Annotated in this window: 8 protein-coding genes and 4 tRNA genes; all 12 read left to right on the forward strand. The window is 40.5% G+C overall.

Going from position 1 to position 9,449, the window contains the following annotated elements; all coding sequences use genetic code 11:
* Window positions 1-41: 41 nt before the first annotated feature.
* The 12 genes from MKL33_RS06170 (at window position 42) to tuf (ending at window position 9,449) form a co-directional block, all read left to right on the forward strand.
* Complete coding sequence (locus tag MKL33_RS06170) at window positions 42-368, forward strand: H-NS histone family protein (RefSeq protein WP_000801427.1); 327 nt, start codon at window positions 42-44, stop codon at window positions 366-368.
* Window positions 369-702: 334 nt separating this feature from the next.
* Window positions 703-1,446: a type II secretion system protein N gene (gene gspN, locus MKL33_RS06175; protein ID WP_204085767.1), complete on the forward strand. Its 744-nt coding sequence runs from the start codon at window positions 703-705 to the stop codon at window positions 1,444-1,446.
* The gene (locus MKL33_RS06180; RefSeq protein ID WP_005079413.1) at window positions 1,446-2,282 is read left to right on the forward strand and encodes a type II secretion system protein N; all 837 of its coding nucleotides are present in this window, start codon (window positions 1,446-1,448) and stop codon (window positions 2,280-2,282) included. Before gspN ends, MKL33_RS06180 begins: the two co-directional genes overlap by 1 nt.
* Before the next feature lie 41 nt (window positions 2,283-2,323).
* Window positions 2,324-4,594 (forward strand): type II secretion system secretin GspD, encoded by a 2,271-nt coding sequence (gspD, locus tag MKL33_RS06185; protein WP_069036353.1) that lies wholly within the window; start codon window positions 2,324-2,326, stop codon window positions 4,592-4,594.
* A gap of 40 nt (window positions 4,595-4,634) precedes the next feature.
* Window positions 4,635-5,261 carry an FHA domain-containing protein gene (locus tag MKL33_RS06190; RefSeq protein ID WP_063097989.1) on the forward strand — a complete coding sequence of 209 codons (627 nt, stop codon included), beginning with the start codon at window positions 4,635-4,637 and terminating at the stop codon, window positions 5,259-5,261.
* Between the two features lie 66 nt (window positions 5,262-5,327).
* Complete coding sequence (locus MKL33_RS06195; protein WP_005079407.1) at window positions 5,328-5,996, forward strand: phosphoglycolate phosphatase; 669 nt, start codon at window positions 5,328-5,330, stop codon at window positions 5,994-5,996.
* Between the two features lie 108 nt (window positions 5,997-6,104).
* Window positions 6,105-7,598 carry an anthranilate synthase component I gene (trpE, locus tag MKL33_RS06200; protein ID WP_069036354.1) on the forward strand — a complete coding sequence of 498 codons (1,494 nt, stop codon included), beginning with the start codon at window positions 6,105-6,107 and terminating at the stop codon, window positions 7,596-7,598.
* Between the two features lie 98 nt (window positions 7,599-7,696).
* Window positions 7,697-7,772, forward strand: a tRNA-Thr gene (locus MKL33_RS06205).
* Between the two features lie 54 nt (window positions 7,773-7,826).
* Window positions 7,827-7,910 (forward strand) — tRNA-Tyr (locus tag MKL33_RS06210).
* Window positions 7,911-7,947: 37 nt separating this feature from the next.
* Window positions 7,948-8,023: transfer RNA gene (locus tag MKL33_RS06215), tRNA-Gly, on the forward strand.
* 13 nt (window positions 8,024-8,036) lie between these two features.
* Window positions 8,037-8,111 (forward strand) — tRNA-Thr (locus MKL33_RS06220).
* A gap of 147 nt (window positions 8,112-8,258) precedes the next feature.
* Window positions 8,259-9,449 (forward strand): elongation factor Tu, encoded by a 1,191-nt coding sequence (tuf, locus tag MKL33_RS06225; protein ID WP_005065785.1) that lies wholly within the window; start codon window positions 8,259-8,261, stop codon window positions 9,447-9,449.

Consider the following 9,449-nt stretch of genomic DNA (forward strand, 5'->3'; position numbering starts at 1 on the left):
TGTATTATTTTGAATTGTCTGTAAGACTGGAGTATTTATTAATGAAACCGGATATCAGTGAATTATCTGTTGAAGAGTTAAAACGCTTACAAGAAGAAGCAGAAGCTTTAATTGCAAGTAAAAAAGATCAAGCAATCGAAGATGCTTATAATCAAATTATCGAGATTGCTGAAAATGTAGGTTTCAGTGTTGAACAACTTCTTGAGTTTGGTGCTCAAAAACGTAAGAAAACAACTCGTAAATCTGTTGAGCCTCGTTACCGCAACAAAAACAATGCTGAAGAGACTTGGACTGGTCGCGGTAAACAACCACGCTGGTTAGTTGCTGAAATTGAAAAAGGCGCAAAACTTGAAGATTTCTTAATCTAATCAAATTGCCATTTTTAAAAGCCAAGCAAATTTGCTTGGCTTTTTTATTGATAAAAATATCTCAAAATTTTGCTATAAATATTATTTAAAAAACTGAGTGTTTAAATTGCTCTTTAAATGAATTGTTGAGATCAAATGTGCATTTAGTTCATTGAGCGTCAAGTTTTCATGATTTTGTCATACGTTCAACTTATAGTCTTAATACCGAAGCCAAGCCCGATTGCTTGGTTTTTTTATATGAAGTGAATTGGCGATGTTGAAAAAGTATGCATAATGTCAGACTAGGGAGCTACTCTCAAAATAAGGACGATAATTTGCATGTTGGTAAGGCTGAATGAAGAAAAAGTCTAAGCAATGGAAGTGGTGGTTTTTTGCCCTCATTGCATTTTTAATTTTTATTATTTTACAGATCCCGGCGACGTGGCTTATTTCTAAATTTTCAAAGAATAATCAAACTCTACACAATGTAAGTGGAAATATCTGGCAAGGCCAAGCAGATTGGCGGCGTGGTACTTTGAGAGGCTCGATTCATTGGAAAACTAGACCTCTAGACCTGTTTTTATTAAGGTTCGCTGCTGATGTAGATATCCATAGTGGAAATACCCAATTAGCTGGGGTAATGGGCTATGGTGTGGGGAAAAAAGTAATTGTAAAGGCTATGAATGGTCAGATTGCACCTGAAACATTAAAACAAATTGTGAATTGGCAATGGCCTGCGAACAGCATTCAACTGAAAGATATTGAGTTTAATTATAAGAAAGAGCAGGGGTTCGCAGCAGTTGATGGTCAATTACATTGGGGTGGTGGTGCTTTAATTTATAATATCGGTGATCGTCAAGACCGTATGAATATGCCTTCTTTAAATGGGCAATTAACGGATCAAAATGGACAATTACAAGTTGATATACGTGATCAACGCAGTCAAAAAATGGCGAATCTTTTATTAGATGCCAACATGATGCTTGATGTACAGCTTACCCAAAGGTTATTACTTAATATTCCATCTTATGATGGAAAAGCTGGTTTAGATACGTTTGTCATTAGTTCTCGTCAACCCTTAATACAAGGGGGTAACTAATGAAAGTATGGATTGAAAAATTACAGCAATTACAGTGGCAAAAATTAGATCGGTTAAGTGTAGTTGTATTTGCCTTTTTGGTTTTATGGTTGTGTTGGAAATTAGCTTCATTATTTTGGTGGGTAATTGCCCCTCCTCAAATGATGCAGTTTGATCGAGTCGAGTTAGGATCACAGCAGCCGCAAATTCCTAACATTAGTACTTTTTCGCTTTTTAATGAACCTTCAGCCAATGCGGCTCAGGAAAATGTCAACCTAGAATTACAAGGCGTAATGCTGGGCTATCCGAACCGTTTTTCTTCGGCTGTTATTAAGCTAGATAATATTGCTGACCGATATCGTGTAGGAGAAACAATAGGTTCTACCTCTTATCAGTTAGCAGAAGTTTATTGGGATCACGTGATATTGCGTCAAGGTAATGGAAGTACTCGTGAACTCCAATTTAAAGGTTTGCCAAACGGTTTATATCAACCTATGACGCCAGATGCTTCACAGCCAACTGCTACTGCGCCTCAGTCATCGGCACCTGTTAATACGACTCAAGAGGCGTTAGGGCAGGCTATTCAGCAAATGCAAGGCAACCGTGAACAATATCTGCGTGACATGGGCGTTAGTGGGAACTCTGGTGAAGGTTTTGAAGTTACAGAACGTACACCCACTGCGCTTCGAAATAAGTTAGGTTTAAGGCCGGGTGATCGGATTGTTTCTTTAAACGGTCAAACGGTTGGGCAGGGACAAACGGATGTGCAGTTGCTTGAACAGGCTCGTCGAGCTGGGCAAGTGAAAATAGAAATAAAACGTGGTGATCAAGTGATGACCATACAACAAAATTTTTAGTGATAACACGTCACCATAAGAGTTAGGAATTATCGCAAGTTATGGCTTTATTGAATCATCAACGTCCACTTTGGGCATTACTTGCAGCAGCCCCATTGATTGCGACAGTGAGCAGCAGCGTCTATGCCCAAACATGGAAGATCAATTTACGTGATGCTGACTTAACTGCTTTTATTAATGAAGTGGCAGACATTACGGGTAAAAACTTTGCAGTAGATCCACGAGTGCGTGGTAACGTCACAGTAATATCGAATAAACCCCTCAATAAAAATGAAGTTTACGACCTATTCCTTGGGGTCTTAAATGTGAATGGGGTAGTGGCAATTCCTTCGGGTAACACCATTAAGCTAGTTCCGGATAGCAATGTTAAAAATTCGGGAATTCCTTACGACTCGCGAAATAAATTGCGTGGTGATCAGATTGTTACCCGAGTCATTTGGCTTGAAAATACCAATCCTAATGATTTAATTCCAGCACTTCGGCCTTTAATGCCACAATTTGCACATATGGCTGCAATTGCAGGGACTAATGCACTGATTGTTTCGGACCGTGCGGCAAATATTTATCAACTTGAAAATATTATTCGTAATCTAGATGGTACTGGCCAGAATGATATTGAGGCAATAGGCCTCCAATCGAGCCAAGCGGAAGAAATCATTACTCAACTTGAGGCGATGAGTGCTACGGGAGCATCTAAAGATTTTAATGGTGCACGTATCCGTATTATTGCAGACAATCGAACCAATCGTATTTTAGTTAAGGGTGATCCTGAAACGCGTAAGCGTATTCGCCACATGATTGAAATGCTGGATGTGCCTTCGGCCGACCGTTTAGGTGGTTTAAAAGTTTTTCGATTGAAATATGCAAGTGCAAAAAATTTATCTGAGATTTTGCAAGGCCTCGTAACAGGACAAGCTGTTTCTTCGTCAAATAGTAATAACAGTTCTTCTAATTCATCGAATCCGATCAATAATTTGATGGGTAATAACCAGAATTCCAGTTCAAATACCTCTGGTTCAAATGGTAGTTCAATTTCTACGCCATCTATTAATTTAAATGGTAATTCGAACAATAATAATCAGAACAGTATCTCTAGCTTTAGCCAAAATGGGGTAAGCATTATTGCGGATAATGCCCAAAACTCGTTAGTGGTTAAGGCAGATCCTCAATTAATGCGCGAAATTGAATCTGCTATTCAGCAGCTTGATGTTCGTCGTCAGCAAGTTCTGATTGAAGCTGCGATTATTGAGGTTTCAGGTAAAGATGCCGATCAATTAGGGGTGCAATGGGCACTTGGTGACATTAATAGTGGTATTGGTCTAATTAACTTTACCAATGCAGGTTCAAGTCTGGCTTCATTGGCAGCAGGTTACTTAACTGGCGGTGCTTCTGGTTTGGGAAGTGCAATTGGAGCCGGTAGTTCAATTGCATTAGGGAAGTATAAAGAGGGTGCGGATGGTTCTCGCCAGCTTTATGGAGCTTTAATTCAAGCTTTAAAAGAGAATACAGCTTCTAATTTATTGTCTACCCCCTCTATTGTAACGATGGACAATGAAGAAGCTTATATTGTTGTCGGTCAAAACGTTCCATTTGTAACAGGATCGGTCACTACAAACAGTACGGGGATCAACCCATACACCACGGTTGAGCGTAAAGATGTGGGGGTGACATTAAAAGTTATACCTCACATAGGTGAAAATGGCACAGTTCGACTTGAAATTGAACAAGAAGTTTCAAATGTTCAGGCGAGTAAGGGGCAGGCTGCCGATTTGATTACAAACAAACGTGCTATAAAAACAGCTGTATTGGCTGAGCATGGACAGACAGTAGTCTTAGGTGGCTTAGTATCTGATGATGTTGAATTTAACCGTCAAGGTATTCCTGGGTTAAGCAGTATTCCATACTTAGGTAGATTATTCCGCTCGGATACTCGAAGTAATGTGAAGCGTAACCTTCTTGTTTTTATCCACCCAACAATTGTGGGTGATGCAAATGATGTGCGCCGTTTGTCTCAGCAGCGCTATAGCCAGCTTTATAGCTTGCAATTGGCTATGGATAAAAACGGCAATTTTGCAAAACTGCCTGAGCAGGTTGATGATGTCTACAATCAAAAGATGACACCACCTAGTATTGCCTCTCAGCCGAAAAACTATCAACAAGTTCCTTCCGGTGGAAAAACCTCGACGGTAACTACACCTGTAGCCGTAGAGCCAGCAGTGCAAAAGCAAACTTTACAGTTACCTGATCCTGAAGTTAATCGTACTAAAAATACAGTAACAACAACGACACTGCGCCCAAGCACAGCACAGTAGTAGCATGTTATGATTGATAAAAAATGAATAGGACATACGCATGACTTGGAAACTACAAGCAATTACTGGTGAAATTACTGGCCAAGAAATTAATGTTGATCGTGATATGTTGGTAGGGCGTCATCAAGATGCCGATGTATTGTTACAAGCTGCTGAAATTTCACGTCGCCATGCTGCATTGCTTCTAAAAGATCAAGCGCTATGGGTGCAAGACCTTAATTCATCGAATGGCACATTTGTAAACGATATTCGTATTGAGCAAGAAAAGCAGTTGCATGATGGTGATATTGTTCAGTTTGCTAGTTTTAAATTTTCTGTATTGGCTCCTGCACAGAAAATCACGGAATTACCTGAAATTGAAGCCAAACCTGTAAATACGACATCCTCCCCAGATTTAAGCGATCAAGGAATGCCGAGCCTTGCAGAGCGTGCCGCAGAAGTAGAAGTTCGTCGCGATGGTATGCCGCAGAATATTTCTATTCCAAAACCTGCACCTATTCCAGAGGGTGTAGATATTAATGCGCAACAGCAAACACCTATCGCTTTTGATGAACCAGTTTCTCGTGTTGCAGAAGAAAAAGAGCAACAAAAGAATGCCTCAGTTGGTTTAATCACTATTATTATTTTAGTAATTTTAGCTGTATTGGCATGGTTATTCTTTAAATAATCCGTTGCTGCTTTTACAATCAAGGCATGCTAAACGCATGCCTTTTTAATTTTGAGTAGAAAAAAGATGTCTGTTGCACAACTAAGTAAGCGCGATTTAATTTTATTTGATCTAGATGGGACGTTGGTTGATTCTGCTGCTGATTTGTATCGGTCTATGAATTTAAGTTTAGAGGCGCTAAGTTGGCCATTGGTAACAGAAGTTCAAATACGAGAATGGGTGGGTAAAGGAGCTTCAAAACTCTGTGAAAGTGTTCTGCTTCATATTTTTGGAAAATTAGATCCTGAACAGCACAAAGTCTTATTACAAAAATTTATTGATATATATAGTGTAGAACTCTGTGTAAATACTCAAATTTATCCTGGTGTAACCGAGTTTTTAAAACATTGTAAAACTTTGAACATACAAATGGCATGCGTTACCAATAAGCCTGTACAACTTGCTCAAGGTTTGCTTGATGCTTTACAGCTCTCTCCATATTTTCAGGTCGTACTTGGTGGGGATAGCTTACCAGAGAGAAAGCCTCATCCGTTGCCATTATTGCATTGCATGCAAAGTCTAAAAATATCTGCTTCACAATCATTAATGATTGGCGATTCAAGTAATGATATTGAGGCTGCGCGTCGTGCTGGAATTGATTGTATTGTGGTTAGCTATGGCTATAATCATGGAGAAAATATCTATGATTGCCAACCTCAGCAAGTTGTTGATAGTCTTGCTGAGTTAATTATCTAATGAATGAAATGGAGATCAGAATGAATAAGCGTATGGTTTTTCGATGGCGTGTCTAAACCGAATCTAGAAAAACACACTTTTAAATCGAAACCATATTAGAGAAAATTCATGACAACATTAGCGCAATTCGAGCAACTTAAGGCTGCTGGTTACAACACGATTCCAGTTTATCGCCAACGCCTAGCAGACACAGAAACTCCTTTATCTGTTTTTGCTCGTTTTAAAGACCACACGCAAGCTTATTTATTTGAGTCAGTCGAAGGTGGCGAAAATTGGGCGCGCTATTCTATGATTGGTTTAGGTGAGTCGACGGTTTTCTCATGTAATGCAGGTGTTCTGTCTATACAACATGCTGATGGTTCAATTACACAAGAAGATTGCCAAGACCCATTTCAGTATATTCGTGAATTTCAGAAGCAATTTAAAGTGCCATCTGCTGAGCTCTTGCCAAACTTACCGAGTTTTACGGGTGGATTAGTAGGTTATTTAGGCTATGATGCTGTTCGTTACATAGAACCACGTTTAAAAAATGTTCCTACAGCTGACCCAATTACATTGCCGGATTTATGGTTAATGCTATCCAAGACAGTCATTGTCTTTGATAACCTTAAAGATACTTTATTTTTAATTGTTCATGCGGATGCAGAGCAGAGTAATGCTTATGAAGACGCTCAACAAAAATTAGATCAATTAGAGCAATTGTTAGCTACCCCAGTTAGTTTGCAAGCTAAGCCGCATACACCTCCACATTTTGAATCAATTACTGGTAAAGCGAAATTCTTAGAGACAGTCGAAAAAGTTAAAGAATATATACGTGCTGGTGATGTGATGCAGGTTGTTCCGGGACAGCGTATGGTTTCTGATTTCGATGGGGAGGCTTTACAGGTTTATCGTGCTTTACGTCATTTGAACCCATCGCCTTATTTATTCTTGGTACAAGGGCAAACGATTACTGATAAAAAGCCATTCCATATTGTAGGGTCATCGCCAGAAATTCTTTCTCGTTTAGAAAATGGCATTGCGACAGTGCGTCCTCTTGCAGGTACCAGACCACGTGGAAAAACTAAAGAAGAAGACCTTGCTTTAGAAAAAGACTTACTTTCTGATGAAAAAGAAATCGCAGAGCATTTAATGTTGATTGACCTTGGTCGAAATGACGTTGGGCGAGTTTCTAAAATTGGTAAGGTCCAAGTGACTGATCAAATGGTGATTGAGCGCTATTCGCATGTCATGCACATTGTCTCAAATGTACAAGGTGAAGTTCGTGATGATATCGATGCACTAGATGTATTCAAAGCAACTTTCCCTGCAGGTACTTTATCGGGTGCACCAAAAATCCGTGCAATGGAAATTATTGATGAAGTTGAGCCTGTGAAAAGAGGTATCTTTGGCGGGGCAGTGGGATATTTAGGATGGCACGGCGAAATGGATATGTCGATTGCAATCCGTACTTGTGTTATTCGAAATAAAAAGGTCTATGTACAGGCTGGAGCAGGCTTGGTAGCGGACTCAAATCCTGAATCTGAATGGAATGAAACGCAAATAAAAGCTCGCGCAGTGATCAAAGCGGTTGAATTATCATCAAACGGATTGATTTTATGAGTTTTTAGCGGTTTTTTTAAAAAAACCGCTTGCATCGTTTGGAAGTTTTGCTAAACTGCACACCGTTCCGATACGAAACGTACGAAACACTAAGAAGAGCCGGCATAGCTCAGTTGGTAGAGCAACTGACTTGTAATCAGTAGGTCCACAGTTCGAATCCGTGTGCCGGCACCATCTTAAAGGTGTGTAGTTGTGAAGTAAAGAACAACACTGAAATAAGTGTGATATGGTGAGATTCCCGAGCGGTCAAAGGGGGCGGACTGTAACTCCGCTACGAAAGTTTCGAAGGTTCGAATCCTTCTCTCACCACCATTAACTTCGATTGAAGTGGTATATATACCAACACAGTGCGGGAGTAGCTCAGTTGGTAGAGCGGCAGCCTTCCAAGCTGCATGTCGCGAGTTCGATCCTCGTCTCCCGCTCCATCGAAGGATAATCGCTCTTATAGCTCAGTGGTAGAGCACTCCCTTGGTAAGGGAGAGGTCTCGAGTTCAAATCTCGATAAGAGCTCCAGATACAGTTTAGTAGATTTTCTACAAAGATTTAAAAAGCAGGCTTATTAGTCTGCTTTTCAAGTATTGGGTGTTTGATTTTTTAGGCGATATGTCGATGCTGAGTTTTTGCTCAGAATTGTGTTCGACGTAAACGAGGACTATAAACATGGCTAAGGCTAAGTTTGAACGTAATAAGCCACACGTAAACGTGGGCACAATCGGTCACGTTGACCATGGTAAAACAACTTTAACTGCTGCGATTGCAACAATTTGTGCAAAAACTTACGGCGGTGAAGCGAAAGATTACTCACAAATCGACTCAGCACCTGAAGAAAAAGCACGTGGTATTACAATTAATACTTCACACGTAGAATACGATTCTCCAATTCGTCACTACGCGCACGTTGACTGCCCGGGCCACGCCGATTACGTTAAAAACATGATTACTGGTGCTGCTCAGATGGACGGCGCGATCCTTGTGTGTGCTGCGACTGACGGTCCAATGCCACAAACTCGTGAACACATCCTTCTTTCTCGTCAGGTTGGTGTACCTTACATCATCGTATTCTTGAACAAGTGTGACCTTGTTGATGATGAAGAATTACTTGAATTAGTAGAAATGGAAGTTCGTGAACTTCTTTCTACTTATGACTTCCCTGGTGATGACACTCCAGTTATCCGTGGTTCTGCGCTTAAAGCGTTGGAAGGCGATGCTGGTCAATATGGTGAGTCTTCAGTTCTTGCTCTTGTTGAAGCGCTTGACTCTTACATTCCAGAACCAGAACGTGCTATCGACAAAGCATTCTTAATGCCAATCGAAGACGTATTCTCAATTTCTGGTCGTGGTACTGTAGTAACAGGCCGTGTAGAAGCTGGTATCGTTAAAGTTGGTGAAGAAGTAGAGATCGTTGGTATTAAAGATACAGTTAAAACAACTGTAACTGGCGTAGAAATGTTCCGTAAACTTCTTGACGAAGGCCGTGCAGGTGAGAACTGTGGTATCTTACTTCGTGGTACTAAGCGTGAAGACGTACAACGTGGTCAAGTACTTGCTAAACCAGGTACAATCAAGCCGCACACTAAATTCGACGCAGAAGTATACGTACTTTCTAAAGAAGAAGGTGGTCGTCACACTCCATTCTTAAATGGTTACCGTCCACAGTTCTACTTCCGTACAACTGACGTAACTGGTGCAATCCAATTACAAGACGGCGTTGAAATGGTTATGCCAGGCGACAACGTTGAAATGTCAGTAGAATTAATCCACCCAATCGCAATGGACCCAGGTCTACGTTTTGCGATCCGTGAAGGTGGTCGTACTGTAGGTGCTGGTGTTGTTGCGAAAGTAACTGCATAA

It is taken from the genome of Acinetobacter sp. AOR43_HL, assembly GCF_027854635.1.
In the GTDB taxonomy this organism is placed as follows: Bacteria; Pseudomonadota; Gammaproteobacteria; order Pseudomonadales; family Moraxellaceae; genus Acinetobacter; species Acinetobacter pittii.

Excerpts from the sequence above, each read along its gene's own strand:
- gspN (WP_204085767.1), top strand. The coding sequence starts at position 703 with ATGAAGAAAAAGTCTAAGCAATGGAAGTGGTGGTTTTTTGCCCTCATT.
- trpE (WP_069036354.1), top strand. The coding sequence starts at position 6,105 with ATGACAACATTAGCGCAATTCGAGCAACTTAAGGCTGCTGGTTACAAC.
- MKL33_RS06195 (WP_005079407.1), top strand. The coding sequence starts at position 5,328 with ATGTCTGTTGCACAACTAAGTAAGCGCGATTTAATTTTATTTGATCTA.
- MKL33_RS06170 (WP_000801427.1), top strand. The coding sequence starts at position 42 with ATGAAACCGGATATCAGTGAATTATCTGTTGAAGAGTTAAAACGCTTA.
- gspD (WP_069036353.1), top strand. The coding sequence starts at position 2,324 with ATGGCTTTATTGAATCATCAACGTCCACTTTGGGCATTACTTGCAGCA.
- MKL33_RS06180 (WP_005079413.1), top strand. The coding sequence starts at position 1,446 with ATGAAAGTATGGATTGAAAAATTACAGCAATTACAGTGGCAAAAATTA.
- MKL33_RS06190 (WP_063097989.1), top strand. The coding sequence starts at position 4,635 with ATGACTTGGAAACTACAAGCAATTACTGGTGAAATTACTGGCCAAGAA.
- tuf (WP_005065785.1), top strand. The coding sequence starts at position 8,259 with ATGGCTAAGGCTAAGTTTGAACGTAATAAGCCACACGTAAACGTGGGC.